The sequence below is a fragment of the Pedobacter aquatilis genome, assembly GCF_030409415.1.
GTDB classification, from domain to species: domain Bacteria; phylum Bacteroidota; class Bacteroidia; order Sphingobacteriales; family Sphingobacteriaceae; genus Pedobacter; species Pedobacter aquatilis.
In genome coordinates this window covers 78,037-94,078 of sequence record NZ_JAUFPW010000029.1, presented here as the reverse complement: position 1 = coordinate 94,078, position 16,042 = coordinate 78,037, and the positions used below count along the sequence as shown (strand labels likewise).

General features: G+C 37.0%; 11 protein-coding genes. 9 read left to right on the top strand and 2 right to left on the bottom strand.

The genetic code is table 11. From position 1 onward, the window contains the following. Positions 1–73 precede the first annotated feature (73 nt). Positions 74–418 carry a four-helix bundle copper-binding protein gene (locus tag QWY86_RS12305; protein ID WP_290242555.1) on the top strand — a complete coding sequence of 115 codons (345 nt, stop codon included), beginning with the start codon at positions 74–76 and terminating at the stop codon, positions 416–418. 56 nt (positions 419–474) lie between these two features. Here the strand turns inward: QWY86_RS12305 and QWY86_RS12300 are convergent, their stop codons facing one another. Beyond that, the gene (locus tag QWY86_RS12300) at positions 475–2,025 is read right to left on the bottom strand and encodes a trypsin-like peptidase domain-containing protein (RefSeq protein ID WP_290242553.1); all 1,551 of its coding nucleotides are present in this window, start codon (positions 2,023–2,025) and stop codon (positions 475–477) included. A gap of 379 nt (positions 2,026–2,404) precedes the next feature. Here QWY86_RS12300 and dapF point away from each other — a divergent pair, with 379 nt between their 5' ends. The 7 genes from dapF (at position 2,405) to QWY86_RS12265 (ending at position 13,830) form a co-directional block, all read left to right on the top strand. Next, positions 2,405–3,187 carry a diaminopimelate epimerase gene (gene dapF / locus QWY86_RS12295; RefSeq protein WP_290242552.1) on the top strand — a complete coding sequence of 261 codons (783 nt, stop codon included), beginning with the start codon at positions 2,405–2,407 and terminating at the stop codon, positions 3,185–3,187. A gap of 386 nt (positions 3,188–3,573) precedes the next feature. Further along, on the top strand, positions 3,574–4,743 hold the full coding sequence (locus QWY86_RS12290) for an efflux RND transporter periplasmic adaptor subunit (protein ID WP_290242550.1): 1,170 nt from the start codon (positions 3,574–3,576) through the stop codon (positions 4,741–4,743). A gap of 27 nt (positions 4,744–4,770) precedes the next feature. Continuing rightward, positions 4,771–7,950 (top strand): efflux RND transporter permease subunit, encoded by a 3,180-nt coding sequence (locus QWY86_RS12285; RefSeq protein WP_290242548.1) that lies wholly within the window; start codon positions 4,771–4,773, stop codon positions 7,948–7,950. 14 nt (positions 7,951–7,964) lie between these two features. Further along, positions 7,965–9,365 (top strand): efflux transporter outer membrane subunit, encoded by a 1,401-nt coding sequence (locus tag QWY86_RS12280; protein WP_290242546.1) that lies wholly within the window; start codon positions 7,965–7,967, stop codon positions 9,363–9,365. A 248-nt stretch (positions 9,366–9,613) separates the two neighbouring features. Next, the gene (locus tag QWY86_RS12275) at positions 9,614–12,505 is read left to right on the top strand and encodes a DEAD/DEAH box helicase (protein WP_290242545.1); all 2,892 of its coding nucleotides are present in this window, start codon (positions 9,614–9,616) and stop codon (positions 12,503–12,505) included. Positions 12,506–12,665: 160 nt separating this feature from the next. After that, positions 12,666–12,983, top strand: a complete 318-nt coding sequence (locus QWY86_RS12270; RefSeq protein WP_290242542.1) for a YgaP family membrane protein — start codon at positions 12,666–12,668, stop codon at positions 12,981–12,983. 64 nt (positions 12,984–13,047) lie between these two features. Further along, entirely contained in the window at positions 13,048–13,830 is a 783-nt protein-coding gene (locus tag QWY86_RS12265) for a 3-keto-disaccharide hydrolase (protein ID WP_290242540.1), read from the top strand. A 56-nt stretch (positions 13,831–13,886) separates the two neighbouring features. Here QWY86_RS12265 and aat read toward each other — a convergent pair whose 3' ends face one another. Next, positions 13,887–14,519 carry a leucyl/phenylalanyl-tRNA--protein transferase gene (aat, locus tag QWY86_RS12260; protein ID WP_290242539.1) on the bottom strand — a complete coding sequence of 211 codons (633 nt, stop codon included), beginning with the start codon at positions 14,517–14,519 and terminating at the stop codon, positions 13,887–13,889. Between the two features lie 74 nt (positions 14,520–14,593). On the opposite strand from aat, the gene QWY86_RS12255 reads away from it, so the two are divergent. Further along, positions 14,594–16,036 (top strand): DUF1800 domain-containing protein, encoded by a 1,443-nt coding sequence (locus tag QWY86_RS12255; RefSeq protein WP_290242537.1) that lies wholly within the window; start codon positions 14,594–14,596, stop codon positions 16,034–16,036. Positions 16,037–16,042: the final 6 nt, after the last annotated feature.

Sequence of the window (16,042 nt, the reverse complement as noted above, 5' to 3'; positions counted from 1 at the left end):
TCACTTTATTAAAACACTTTAATTTTAGAGCGGTTAATTATGTACAACATTTTTTAACCAAATCTTATGCCGTATGGAAACCCGAAATAACCACAAATTGATACAAGCTTTACTAGATTGTGCATTAGCCTGCGAACATTGCGCATCATCCTGCTTAAAAGAAGAAGACTTAAATATGATGATAGATTGCATCAGACTAGACAGAGATTGTGCCGACATTTGTACACAAGCAGCAAGATTATTGCAAAGAGATTCTGCTATTGCCAAGCAATATTTATTACTCTGCGAAGAAATTTGCAGACTTTGTGCTGCCGAATGTGGCAAACACGACCACGAACATTGCCGCCAATGTGCCGCCGCTTGCGAAGAATGTGCAGAAGCATGCCACGCAAACCATGAGCCCATTAAACAAGATTAGTTATACAAAAAAAGGTCCCGATTTTCATCGGGACCTTTTTTATAAATCACTTTATTTTATTGAGCCGGGAAACTAAAATTAAACGTTCCTTGCTCACTCACACCAGACATGTAAATCATACCGTTTCTAGTTTGAGGTAAAGCTTTCTGAACATCCGTTACATTATTAACTGCTTGTCCGTTAACTTTAGTAATAATTAACCCCTTTTCAACGCCAATATTATCAAAGGCCTTTCCGCTGGTTACCGAAGTTACCACAACACCGCTATTAATTTTAAGTTGCGATTTCTGTGCTTGTGTAGCCGGAGCAAATGTTGCACCCAGTTTCGAAACTTCAACCGCTTTTGTTGCAGCTGTGTTTGAATTTAGGCCAACACTAGATTCACCTTTTAAGGTAACACTAATATCTTTCAAAGAGCCATCTCTTAAAACCGATAATTTAACTTTATCACCAGGGTTTAAACGACCAATTCTTTCCTGTAAATCCGGTGAGTCATTAATTACCAGACCATCAACTTTTTTGATAATATCTCCAGATTTAATACCTGCTGCAGCAGCGCCGCCACCTGCAACAACATCGTTTACATACAAACCACTAATTTCATTGGTTTTTATATCAGATGGATTTTCTGCACTCAAAGGCACGAAATTAACACCAATATAACCGCGTTTAACCGAGCCATATTTCATAAAGTCATCAACAATCTTACGGGCTAAGTTTACCGGGATAGCAAAACCATAACCTTGGTTATATCCGCTTTGTGAAGCAATTGCAGCATTAATACCAACCAATTCGCCATTTGAATTTACTAATGCACCACCGCTGTTTCCAGGGTTAATTGCCGCATCTGTTTGAATAAATGATTCTATACTTGTATTAGCCGGACGCTCTGGTCTTTTACCTGTACGTTGATATTCTCTATACTCTTCTTCAGTAATGCCACCACCTTGTTGCTCACGACCGATGATACCAATACTTCTATTTTTAGCACTTACAATACCTGCGGTAACAGTAGTTTGTAAATCGAGCGGGAAACCTACGGCTAAAACCCACTCACCAACTTGTACATTATCAGAGTTACCCATTTTAACAACAGGCAAACCAGTTGCGTTTACTTTAATTAATGCTAAATCTGTATTTGGGTCGCGGCCGATTACTTTTGCTTCTACTTTACGTCTATCAGTTAATACAACCTCTACTTTATCAGCATTTTCTACAACGTGGTTGTTCGTTACAATGTAACCATCCTGACTAATAATTACGCCCGAACCCGAAGCTGCTTTAGGCTGACGCTGCATTTGACGACCACCTCCACCGAAGAAATCTTCGAACATATCAAATGGCGATGAGCCTCCACTCTGCCCCTTGCTTGATGAAGTATATGTTGTTTTAATGTGAACAACTCCAGGCGCAACTGCCGCTGCTGCCTCCGTAAAATCGGCAGCACCTGCTGATGATACTTTTAACGGGTTATTGGCGAAGTACAAATTTTGTTTTTCAGAAATTGTCCCACCAATTTGGCTACGCTCGAAAAGCTTGTAACCCCCAATTGCTGCCGCACCACCTATAAATGCGGCTAACACTGTAATTCCTAATATTTTTTTCATGTGTTAAAAATTGTTTTTTATCCCCACAATTAAATTATAAGCCAAATTGCTAGCTAATTGTTTGGTAAACTTATAATCACTTGTGTTAATTATTTATTTTTTTGCGAGAGCTTTGCAATTTGATTTAAGCAGATTGCTCTGGCAGTTTTTATCTGCTCAAATTTTCTTTTGTAAGTTTATTCAAATTTAATACCATATAAACGATATTTGCATAACAAAAGCACTTGGTTGCGTGTTAAAAAATGTTAAATCAAAATTAACATGCCATATACTACATTTGCAACTCAAATATTGCATTAAAAAATGAAGCTTTTATGAATTAAACTGACAAAGTTACAAACTCATATTAAGCCAAACTGCCATAAAAACCATAACATCAATGAAAATTAATTTTTACAAATATCAAGGTGCAGGAAACGATTTTATTTTAATTGACCATACTATGGCTCCATTAAGGGATATTGACAACAAGCAAATTGAAGAACTTTGTAACAGAAGATTTGGTGTTGGAGCTGATGGTTTAATGTTCGTGACCAAGCATGAGCACTATGATTTCGAAATGCATTATTTTAATGCCGATGGAAAATTGGGCAGTATGTGTGGCAATGGAGGCCGATGTATAGTTGCCTTTGCAAAACAACTTGGTCTTATTGATAGAGAAACAACTTTTTTGGCAGTTGATGGACCACATTATGCCAGAATTTCAGAAAATGGCGAATGGGTAGATTTACAGATGATTGATGTTAACACCATCACAAATGATGGCAATGCATATGTTTTAAATACAGGTTCTCCTCACTACGTTGCTTTTCAAAATGATTTAAAGGATTTTGATGTTTTTACTAACGGAAAAAATATCCGTTATAACGAAACGTATAACGCAAAAGGCATCAACGTAAATTTTGTTGAAGATAAAGGAGACCATTTATTTGTTCGTACTTATGAACGTGGCGTTGAGGATGAAACCTATGCATGTGGCACAGGGGTAACCGCAGTAGCAATGGCGGTAGCAAAACATAAAAATCTTAATGGGCATATTAAAACCGATATTAAAGTTTTGGGTGGCGATATAAAAATTGAATTTGATTACGATGGCACAACATTCACAAATGTATTTTTATGTGGCCCTGCAAAATTGGTTTTTGAGGGTATTATTGACTAAACTAATGAAATTTTTATCTTAAATTTTTCAAGTGTGTATTTTTAACACTATAATTAAACTAAAACTGCCTGAATTTGTGAACATTTGTACTAAAATAATGCGCAATTACAAGTCAAATTAACAGCATTTAACATCTGTCGCAATTTATTTACACAGCAATTTCAGCCAAAATAAAATAATTAAAACCCTACAAAACAGCTATTTAACACCCTGATAATGCTTTTACGAATCGAAATTAAATCAATCGATTGATTAAATGACAGAACTTGGACAGATTTTGTTTTTTTTAGGCTCTATTTTTGGTCATTAATCGCGAAAATAAAAGCAACGCTATCATTGCGCTTTTAATCCTCCGGAAATTAAATTTAAACACACAGAATAAATCCATGAGAAAAGTAACAACTCTCGTTTTTAGTATAGGTATCGCCATGCTTTTAGCATCATGCGGAAATAATGATGAAACAAAAAAAGCAGCGGCCGCAGCAGCTGCTGGTCCACAAGCCTACCCTGTATTTACAGTTAATGCACAGTCGACAGAATTAGATTCAGATTATCCAGCAACAATCGAAGGAATTCAGAATATAGATATCAGACCAAAAGTTGATGGATTTATTCAAAAAATATTGGTTGATGAAGGTGCAGTTGTTAAAAAAGGTCAATTACTATTTACGATAATGGCACCGCAATATGAGCAAGAGGTTAGAACGGCTAAAGCAGCAATAAGCAGTGCCGAGGCTGATGTTCATGCAGCAGAATTGCAGGTAAATAAAACCAGACCATTGGTTGAAAAAGACATTATCAGTAAATATGATTTACAAGCAGCCGAACTTACACTTCAAAGCAGAAAAGCTGCATTGGCGCAAGCGAAAGCAGCATTAGCAAATGCAAGGGTTAATTTAGGCTATACATCAATTACAAGTCCTGTTGATGGTGTGGTTGGTAGTATTCCTTTCAGGAATGGAAGTTTAGTAAGCGGCACCAGTACCGAACCATTAACTACAGTTTCGAACATTTCTAAAGTTTATGCTTATTTCGCACTTAATGAAAAGCAACTCTTAGATTTCTCAAAAAAATATAAAGGCAGCACACTTGCGCAGCAAATGAAAAACATCCCACCGGTAAGTTTGGTACTTGCAGATGGTAATGTTTATGCACAAAATGGTAAAATAGAATCAATTAACGGACAGATTAATACGCAAACAGGTTCTGCTAGCTTAAGAGCTACCTTTCCAAATCCATCTTCTTTACTTAAAAATGGTGCGAGTGCATCGGTTAGAATCCCGCAAAAGGTTGAAAATGCAATTTTAATCCCTCAGAAATCTACAATCGATTTACAAGGGAAAAAGTTTGTATACGTTTTGGGCGATTCTGCCAAAACCATCAGCACAGAGATTGAAATTATGGATTTAACAAAAGGCAAATTTTATGTGGTTACAAAAGGCTTAAAAGCTGGCGATAAAGTTGTTTTGGAAGGTTTCCAATCGTTAAAGGATGGTACAAAAATTAAACCTGAAGAGAAAAGTTCAGATTCGGTTTATGCTGAACTAAAAAAATAAGCCCCTGTAGATCATTAAGAAAAAATTATGTTTAAGAAATTTATAGAAAGGCCCGTTTTATCAACGGTAATTTCCATCATTATTGTAATACTTGGGGTATTAGGTTTAGTAACGCTACCAGTATCACAATATCCTGAAATTGCACCACCAACGGTTCAAGTTTCTACCTCTTACCAAGGTGCAAATGCCGATGTGGTGATGAATAGTGTTGTTGTTCCGCTAGAAGAACAAATTAATGGTGTGGAGGACATGACATACATGACGTCTACTGCGAGTAACGATGGCACAGCAACCATTACCATTAACTTTAAATTGGGAACAAATCCCGATTTAGCAGCGGTTAACGTACAAAATAGGGTTGCCAGAGCAACAAGTTTACTACCTGCCGAGGTTACACGTTCTGGTGTAATTACAGCGAAAAGACAAGCAAGTAACGTGTTAATTTTTGCTGTTTATAGCGAAAGTGATTCTTATGACCAGAAGTTTTTACAGAACTATGCAAACATTAACATCATTCCACAAATTAAACGTATTAACGGTGTAGGTGATGCAAGTGCTTTCGGAACTTTAGATTATACCATGCGTATTTGGTTAAAACCAGATGTTATGGCAACTTATGGTTTGGTTCCGAACGATGTAAACGTTGCTTTAGCCGAGCAAAATATTGAGGCGGCTCCAGGTCAGTTTGGAGAGCAAGGCGACCAGGCATTTCAATACACGTTAAAATACACCGGACGTTTAAAAGATGAGGCTCAATTCAGTAACATCATCATTAGAAGCAATGCAAACGGACAAATTCTTCGCTTAAAAGATGTTGCCAGAATCGAACTTGGTGCACAGAGTTATGCCAGTTCGGTAAGGTTTAATGGCAAACCAGCTTTGGGTATTGCGATTAACCAAACAGCTGGTTCAAACGCAAAGGAAGTTATTGAAAACTCAATTAATACGTTAAATGAGGCACAAAAATCTTTTCCAAAAGGGATTCATTATACAACATTAGTTAACGTAAACGACTTCCTTGATGCATCAATTGAAAAGGTAATTCATACTTTAATTGAAGCCTTTATTTTGGTTTTCTTAGTTGTATTTATCTTCCTTCAAGATTTCCGCTCAACGTTGATTCCGGCAATTAGTGTTCCGGTAGCCATTATCGGTACATTCTTCTTCCTGAGTCTATTTGGCTTTACCATCAACTTATTAACTTTATTTGCACTAGTCCTCGCCATTGGTATCGTTGTGGATGATGCCATTGTAGTTGTAGAAGCTGTACACGCTAAGCTTGATGAAGGATACACCAATGCCAAAAAAGCTACTGTTGATGCCATGGACGACATTAGCGGAGCGATTATATCGATAACGCTTGTAATGGCTGCTGTATTTATCCCGGTGAGTTTTATCCAAGGTTCATCTGGTGTATTTTACAAGCAGTTTGGTTTAACACTGGCGATTTCCATTATCCTCTCGGCAATCAATGCCTTAACATTGAGTCCGGCATTGTGTGCAATTTTTCTTAAACCTCATAAAGACGACCACGAAAAGCCTAAAAACTTTTTACAAAGATTTTATGCGGCTTTTAACACTTCATTCGATGCTGTAACCGGGAAATACAAAAAATCAGTTAGTTTCCTTTCAAGAAAAAAATGGATAGTGGGTTTGGGCATTGCTTTCTTCACCATTTTATTGGTATGGACAATGAATACCACGCCAAAAGGTTTCGTTCCGAATGAGGATTTGGGAACTATCATGTCTGATATTTCATTACCTGCCGGAACTTCACAAGAAGAAACAAATGTTATCATTTCAGAAATTGATAGTATTGTGCATAAGATTCCGGAAATAAAAAGCTCTTTAAGGGTTGTTGGGAGAAGTATGATTAGTGGTTCTGGTAGTTCTTATGGTATGGTAATTTCAAGATTAACACCATGGAACGAGCGTAAAAGAGATGTTAAAGCAATTATAGGAGAGCTTTTCGCGAAAACCGCTTCAATAAAAGGCGCTAAAATCATATTCTTTGCGCCACCAACCATTCAGGGTTTTGGTACAAGTGGTGGTTTTGAATTTCAACTACAAGATAAAACTGGTGGCGACATCAAGAAGTTTAATGAAGTAGGAAATTCATTTTTAGCGGCACTTGCCAAACGTCCTGAAATTCAATATGCTTCAACTTCGTTTAACCCTAATTTCCCACAATATCAAATTACGGTAAATGTGGCAAAGGTTAAACAAGCAGGTTTAACAGTGAGTGATGTTTTAGGGGTTATGCAAGGTTATTACGGAGGTGTTTATGCATCAAACTTTAATAAATTTGGTAAACAATTTAGGGTAATGTTTCAGGCTGATGCCAAATACAGAGCAAACCAGGAAAGTTTAACGAGTATTTATGTGCGTAATTCATCGGGCACAATGGCACCGATTTCTGAGTTTATCACCTTAGATAAAGTTTACGGACCGCAAGCCATTTCACGTTTCAACTTGTTTACGTCCATCTCTGTTACCGGAAATCCAAATGCTGGCTTCAGTTCTGGTGATGCGCTTAAGGCAGTTCAAGAAGTTGCAGCAGAGCAATTGCCAGCAGGATATGGTTACGAATTCTCAGGTTTATCCCGTGAGGAAATGAATAGCGGAAGTCAAACGATTTTTATCTTCCTGCTTTGTGTAATCTTCGTTTATTTCTTGTTAGCCGCACAATACGAAAGTTATATTTTACCCTTAGCGGTTTTAATTTCGCTTCCGGTAGGTTTAGCAGGCGTATTCGTATTCGATAAGATATTCGGTGTTGACAATAACATTTATACACAGATTACATTAATTATGCTTGTAGGTTTATTGGCGAAGAATGCAATTTTAATTATAGAATATGCTGTTGATAGACGGAAAAAAGGCATGAGCATTGTTAATGCCGCAATTGACGGTGCAACGGCTCGTTTACGTCCAATTTTAATGACTTCATTTGCCTTTATTTTAGGCTTATTACCACTAATGCTTTCAACTGGTGTTGGTGCTTCGGGTAATACTTCAATTGGTACAGGTGCAGTTGGTGGTATGTTAATTGGTACTTTGTTTGGCATTTTCGTTATCCCGGCATTGTTTATAATTTTCCAGAGTTTGCAGGAAAAAATAAGTAACAAGTCGCCATTCAATGAAGGTATAGAACAAGAACAAACCGAAGAAGAATACGAATTGGCGACTAGTAACAGCAAACATTAATTTTAAGACAAATCATGAAATTCAGATATAAATATTCGGTTTTAATCGGTTTTGGAATACTTACCCTGGGTGCCTGCGTTACTAAAAAATACGAAAGGCCACAGGTTAAAAATGAAGGATTATACCGCGACAATAATACAACTGATAGTACAACCATGGCTGATTTGCCTTGGAAAAATCTTTTCTCCGACACCACTTTACAATCTTTAATTCAAAAAGGTATAAACGAAAACCTGGATTTAAAACAGGCTATTGAGCGTATTAAACTTTCAGAAGCAACCTTACAACAAAGTAGAGCTGCGTTTTTGCCGAGTTTACAGGCAGATGTATCTGTAACAGATGCAAAGCAATCATTATCATCATTAAACTTTCCTCCAGGGATAAATATTAATTTAGAAACGCAAACCTATCGTGCGCAATTAAGTACAGCTTGGGAAGCTGATATTTGGGGCAAACTAAGCAGTGCAAAACGTTCGGCCTATGCAACACTTTTGCAAAGCGACGCAGCTAAAAGAGCGGTTCAAACACAGTTAATTGCAACAATTGCAAATAGCTATTATACTTTACTCGCTTTAGATAAACAATTACAAATCACTCAACAAACCATAGAAATTAGAACAAAGGATGTTGAAACGATGAAAAGCCTTAAGGAAGGTGCAGTGGTAAATGGCGCAGCAGTTGTGCAAAGTGAGGCAAATTTATATGCGGCGCAGGTTACGCTTCCAGATTTGAAAAGAAGCATTAAAGAGGCGGAAAACGCATTAAGTGTTGTACTTGCACAAGCTCCTGGAACGATTGGTAGAACAACTTTAGACCAGCAAATCCCTTACACAAATTTAGAAACTGGTGTTTCGGCTCAGCTTTTAAAAAACCGTCCGGATGTTATTGCTGCCGAATTTGGTTTTAGAGCAGCATTTGAAAATACGAACGTCGCAAAAACATTTTTTTACCCGTCACTAACCTTAACCGCTGCAGGTGGATTATCAACCTTGCAGTTAAAAAACTTTTTCGATAACTCGATATTCTACAATATTGTTGGGGGTTTAACACAGCCAATTTTTGCCCGTGGACAAAATAAGGCTCGTTTAAGAACTGCACAAGCAACTCAACAACAGGCTTTTTATACTTTCCAGCAATCTCTTTTAACTGGCGGACAAGAAGTTTCTAATGCTTTGTATGCTTATCAAACTGCTACAGAAAAAGAAGAAACCCGGGCTAAACAAATTGCATCGTTAACTAAGGCAGTAGATTTTACTAAAGAATTATTACGCTACAGTTCTGCAACAAATTATACTGATGTTTTAACTTCAGAGCAAAGTTTACTTACCGCACAACTTAACGGTATAAACGATAAATTGCAGAAGTTGCAATCGGTTGTTAATCTGTATCGTGCTTTAGGCGGCGGCTGGAAGTAATAAACATATAACAATAAAATAAAGGCATTCTAATTTTAGGATGCCTTTATTGCTTTACAATCTTTCGTCATTCCCATGAAAATAGGAATCTTAAAGACTAGGTACAGTCAATTTCATATTTAAACAACCAAACCTTTACAGAATAATTTTTTAGGTAAAACTGTGTCGTTCTTTTGATGTAAACCCAAAATATTGTAAGTTTAAAGTTTTTTAAAGGGCATAACTTTAAAAAATTTTCATACCCATCAATGTTACGCGTAGATAGTTCTAAATCCTGCAAAATTGTTTACTCTTTGTGCAAACATGAGTATTTAGGCTATTTAATTGAACCTCATGTTGTTCAGCTAAATCCGCAAGGCGATTTTTCTTTTACCTATCAAAGAATTTTTACGCATACGGCTGATGAATTTAAAGCTTGTTTGAGCGAAATCGATTATAAACTGATTAAGATTTTAGATGATATTGAGCAAGACTCCCTTATCAAAAAACACTACAAAAAACTAATCAGACCAACAGAGTTTTTTACCAAAGTTTTCGACAGTAAGTTTTACGAGGGCGTTCGGCCTAAAATTGAGAAAAAACTGGCCGAAGCGTTGGAGCTTTTGAAAGTTAAAGATGAGCTTTATGTGATGGATAAGGACGGCTGGCCGGTAGAACGTAAAATTGAACTTGCTAAAGAACCGGCTTCAATTCTTTTTCACTTTCGTAGAAACGATACGGAAACACGTTATTTTCCGACCATAAAATACCAAAATCTGCGTATCGAATTTATGTTCAAGGAAGCGCAAATCATCAGCAATAAACCGGCCTGGTTATTATTGAATGATGTTTTGTATTTCTTCGACCAGGATATTGAAGGCAAAAAACTTCAGCCATTTCTAAATAAGCGTTTTATTGCCATCCCAAAGGCAACAGAGGCTACTTATTTTGAAAAATTTGTTGCACCGTTAATAGAAAAACATCACGTTTATGCCGAAGGTTTTGAAATCAGAACAGAGCAATTTGAAGCCATTCCGGTATTAAAGGTTTTGTATGTTGATGGTGGGATATCGCAAATCCAACTTTATTTTAAATACGGCGAATACATTTTCCCTTTGGAGAACGCTCATAAAGTTACCGTCAGATTGGAGAAGTTGGAAGATAACTACATTTTTCATCGCATTAAGCGCTCTGCCGATTGGGAGAAAAAACAACTGAACTTACTATTATCTCTTGGCTTAAAAAAAGCGAGTGCATTGTTTAGCAATTTAGAAGTTGCAGCAGAAGATGAAAACCCAAGTTATGCAGCCATAAACTGGATAAATGAACACATAGAAATGTTAACCGAGGCTGGCTTCGAAATAGAGCAAGCCACCGGGCAGAAACGTTTTGTTTTTGGCGCCAGTAAAATAGACCTCGAAATTAAGGAAGGAAATGACTGGTTCGATATAAATGCAGTGGTGTGGTTCGGGAAATATCAAATCCCGTTTCTCTCCTTAAAACAACATATTCTGCATAAACGAAGAGAATTTATTTTGCCTGATGGAGAAGTTGCCATCATACCCGATAAGTGGTTTACACAATACGGAAGTTTGTTTAGCCTCGCCGAAGCGGGTAAAAATTTGAAGCTCAAGAAACATCATATCGGTTTAATCAATGATTTAGCCGAAGATAGTTTGGCCAACGTTACTTTGGAACGCAAACTTCAGCGTTTATCAGATTTTGAAGATATTGCAGATACCCAAATGCCGGTAAACTTTAAAGGCAGTTTACGCGATTACCAAAAAGCGGGTTATAATTGGTTCAGCTTTCTTCGTGAATATAATTTTGGAGGTTGCCTTGCTGATGATATGGGTTTGGGTAAAACCATTCAAACTTTGGCGATGCTGCAAAAGGTAAAAGAGGATGATCAACTGGCATCAACGCATACAACATCTTTAATCATCATGCCTACTTCATTAATTTACAACTGGTTAACTGAAGCAAAAAAATTCACTCCAAAATTAAAAATATTAGCACATACTGGCACTGGCAGAAATAAAGATGTGGCCAATTTCGCCAATTACGATATTATCATTACCACTTACGGCATCACCCGTGTTGATGTAGACGATTTAAAAAATTTCTATTTCAATTACATCATCCTGGATGAAAGCCAAAACATAAAAAACCCATCATCAAAATCATTTAAATCTGTACGAAGCTTAAAATCGAGACATAAATTAATTTTAAGTGGTACGCCAGTAGAAAACTCTGTTGGCGATTTATGGTCGCAATTAACCTTTTTAAACCCAGGTTTATTGGGTACGCAAGCTTTCTTTTACGAAGAATATGTTCAGGCGATTGAAAAGAAAAAAGACGAGGAAAAGGCCCGAAAACTTCAATCCATTATAAAACCTTTTGTGCTACGCAGAACAAAAGAACAAGTTGCTGCAGAGTTGCCACCAAAAACAGAGCAGATTATTTACTGCGACATGAGCGAAGACCAAGCGGCTTATTATGAAAAAACAAAATCTGCTTACCGAAATGATTTGTTGCAAAGCATGGATGATGGTACTTTTGCTCAAAAGCAAGTGCAGCTTTTACAAGGATTAACGGCGTTACGTCAGCTGGCAAACCACCCCGTGATGATTGATGGTGAATACGATTCTGATTCGGGAAAATTTGAAAACGTAATCCACACGCTTGATAATGTTTTAAAAGGTGGGCACAAGGTTTTAGTGTTTTCGCAATTCGTAAAACACCTAGATATTTTCAAAAAACATTTTGAGAAAGAGCAAATTCCTTTTGCATATTTGGATGGTGCAACGCGAAACCGCGGAGAAATTGTTGCCGAGTTTCAGCAAAATAGCGATTTAAAGGTTTTCTTAATTTCGATAAAAGCCGGTGGTGTTGGTTTAAACCTAACACAGGCCGATTATGTATTTATTTTAGACCCTTGGTGGAACCCCGCTGTAGAGCAACAAGCCATCGACCGTACCCATCGGATTGGTCAAGATAAGAAAGTATTTATTTATAAATTTATTGCTAAAGACACCGTTGAGGAAAAAATACTGGCTTTACAAAACCGTAAAAAATCTCTTGCCAACGCTTTAATTACCACCGAAGAAAGTTTCTTTAAATCTTTAAGTAAAGAAGATATTCGGGATATTTTAAATTAGTATTTGCCACGGAAACACAGAAGACACGGAAAAGTGTTTTTTCAGGATTTCTATTATTCCTACTTCTGATAAAATTCCGTGTTCTTCGTTTTTCCGTGGCAAGAAATTAAAACTCAATCCGTTTTAGCTTGTTATATAGTTGAATTTAATTTCTATAATCATGATAAACGAAGATTTAAATACCACGATAAACAATATAAAAGAAGCATGGAAATATCCAGAGCTTTATGAAAATGTAAGCAAATCAGAACGTTGGTTATCTGGCGCAGCCGGAACATACTTACTTTATAAGGGTTTAACAGGCTTGTTCTCACACCCGATAATTGGTTTAACAGGAGTTGCTGTTGGCGCATCGTTACTTTACAGAGGCGTTACAGGTTATTGCCCCATGCGAGATTTTACAGCACAAAAGCAAGAAGAGATTGTGCCAGATGAGATTTTTGTAACGGAAACTTACATTACTGACGATTTGAAGTAATAAATTGAATACTAAATTTTCATTTCTTAATAAACTGGTTAACTTTAAGAGTTAAACCACATATATGAAAAAGTACGCACTATTATTTATTCCTGCATTTTTTGCAGTAAATGCTATGGCTCAGGATAAAAAGGTAGATCCTTCTAAAGATCCGAAAACTACAGAAGTTTGGGAACCTGTACCGAAAACAGTTATACCAGGGAATTTACCACAAGATGCTCCAAATGATGCGATTGTTTTATTTAATGGCAGAAATCTTGATGCATGGCATTCGGTTAAAGATTCATCGAAACCTGCTGCATGGACAATTGATGATGGATTTTTTACTGTAAAAAAAGGCACCGGAAACATTGAAACCAATAAAAAATTCACCGATTATCAATTGCACATGGAATGGAAAATTCCGGCAAATATTTCTGGCGAAGGACAAGCAAGGGGAAATAGCGGTGTATTTTTAGCTTCAACCGGAGGCGGTGATGATGGTTATGAAATCCAGATTATGGATGCATACAACAATAAAACTTACGTTAACGGACAAACAGGTAGCGTTTACAAACAAGGTGTGCCTTTGGCTAATGCCAACAAAAAACCAGGCGAATGGCAGTATTACGATATTATTTGGAATGCCCCACGTTTTAATGAAGATGGAAGTTTACTAAAACCAGCCAGCGTTACGCTATTTTTAAATGGTGTTTTATTACAAAATGGTTTTGTTTTAAAAGGAGAAACCAGATACATAGGTGCGCCGCAATACAAAAAGCATGGCCCATCATCTATTAAATTGCAAGATCATGGCGACCCTAGTCCGGCGATAAGCTTTAGGAATATTTGGGTAAGGGAGTTGTAAGACATTATAAAAACCAATACTTTAGAAAACCTGCAAATTTAACCTTGCAGGTTTTTTTATGCTTTGTGAAGTGCTTCTAAATAAATTTCTCGTTCAATCATTTCAGCTCCCAAACTCATTAAATGGTCGGTTGGCAACTGACAATCAATTAGATTGATATCCGTTTTACTCAAAAAAATTAGTGCCGCCTTTGATGCATTGCTAACGTGGCTAAACATACTTTCGCCACAAAAAACACGGTTAATTTTCACGCCGTAAAGCCCGCCAACAAGTTTACCGCTTTGCCAAACTTCTACGCTGTGGGCAAATCCTTTTTGATGCAAATCTATATAAGCTGCCTGCATTTCGTTGGTAATCCAGGTTCCATCCTGCCCTATTCGTGGTGTTAATGCACAGTTTTTTATTACTTCATCAAAAGCTTTATTTAAAGTTATTTCGAAAGTTTTATCCCTAAAAACTTTGAGCATACTTTTACTCACTGTTATCTTTTCAGGATAAATTACACACCGTTGATGCGGCGAATACCAAAGTATGGGATCGCCTTCGCTAAACCATGGAAAAATTCCATTTGAATAGGCAATCAGCAATCTTTCCAAACTCAAATCGCCACCAACTGCAAGCAATCCATCCTCTTCTGCAAGCGCCGGATTAGGGAAGTTGCAATCATTATCTAGCAATTGAAAAAACATTGGACTAAATTAAACAAAGAAAACAATGATTAAACCACTACGTTTTAATTAAGTCATACATTAAAATTTTGATTATGAGCCCGAAAGATAATTTCTCTAAAGTAAAGCATCTTTACAGCCGTGCAGGTTTTGGAATTTCGTACCGAGATTTGCAAAAACTCAGTAGAAAAAGTTATGAGAAAGTAGTGGATAATCTGCTTAAAACACCCAAGGAGCAAGATGAAATTACACTTATCGATACATCTGCATCGAAACAAAAAATGCTTATGCAGGCCGGTTTATACGCTAAAAAAGATTTAACTGACGAGGAAAAGAAGCAACGCCAGGAAATTGTTAGAATGCAAAATGAGCGAAGCCGTGATTTGAATATTGCCTGGGTAGAAAAAATGATTAACACTTCTACGCCACTTCGCGAGAAAATGACGCTTTTTTGGCATGGGCATTTTGCTTGCAGAAGCAATAACCCAATGTTTGCACAACAACTTAATAATATCCAGAGGGCAAATGGTTTAGGTAGTTTTAAAACACTTTTGGTAGAAGTTTCAAAATCGCCTGCAATGTTACAGTATTTAAATAACCAGCAAAACAGAAAAGGCAAACCTAACGAGAATTTCGCCCGCGAGTTAATGGAACTTTTTACATTAGGCCGCGGCAACTACACTGAACAAGACATTAAAGAATCTGCCCGTTCTTTTACCGGTTGGATGTATGATAAAGACGGCTCATTTGTTTTTAGGCAAAACTTACATGATGCACAACCAAAAACTTTTTTCGGCAAAACCGGAAACTTCGATGGCGAAAACATCATCGATATTATTCTGGAGAAACCTCAAACAGCTTTATTCGTCTCTCAAAAAATTTATAAGTTTTTTGTAAATGATGTGCCGAATGAAGCACATATTAAAGATTTAGCGGATACATTTTTCAAATCGGGATATGATATTTCGGCAATGATGAAAAAAATGTTTACTGCAGATTGGTTTCATAGCCCTGAAAATGTGGGCACTAAAATAAAATCGCCTGCTGAATTTTTAGTAGGTTTAAGCAGGGAGTTTTATGTAACCTATAATAAACCGCAGGTTTTAATTCAATTGCAAAGCAGTTTAGGGCAATATTTATTTAACCCACCAAATGTTGCAGGATGGCCGGGTGGACAAAGCTGGATTGATAGCTCATCTTTAATGTTGAGGATGCGCATTCCATCATTAGTATTAAATGATGGCGAGATAGATTTTAGTGGAAAAGCCGACCCTGAGGATGAGGCTGTAATTGCGCAAAGCCGTACGGCAACCATAATTGCAAACACAAAGGCGAAACCAAAATCTTATGTTGATGCAAAAGCAGATTGGCCTAAGTTTTTAGAATCCATTCCGAAGGGAACAACGCCAGTTGAATTGGCAGAATTTTTACTTCAGCCAAAGCTAAATAACAAAATTACTACAATGATAAGTGATAATAAAGGCTTGAGAAGCACTTCAGTAGAATTGACGAGCATGCCCGAATATCAACTTTGTTAAACTTAA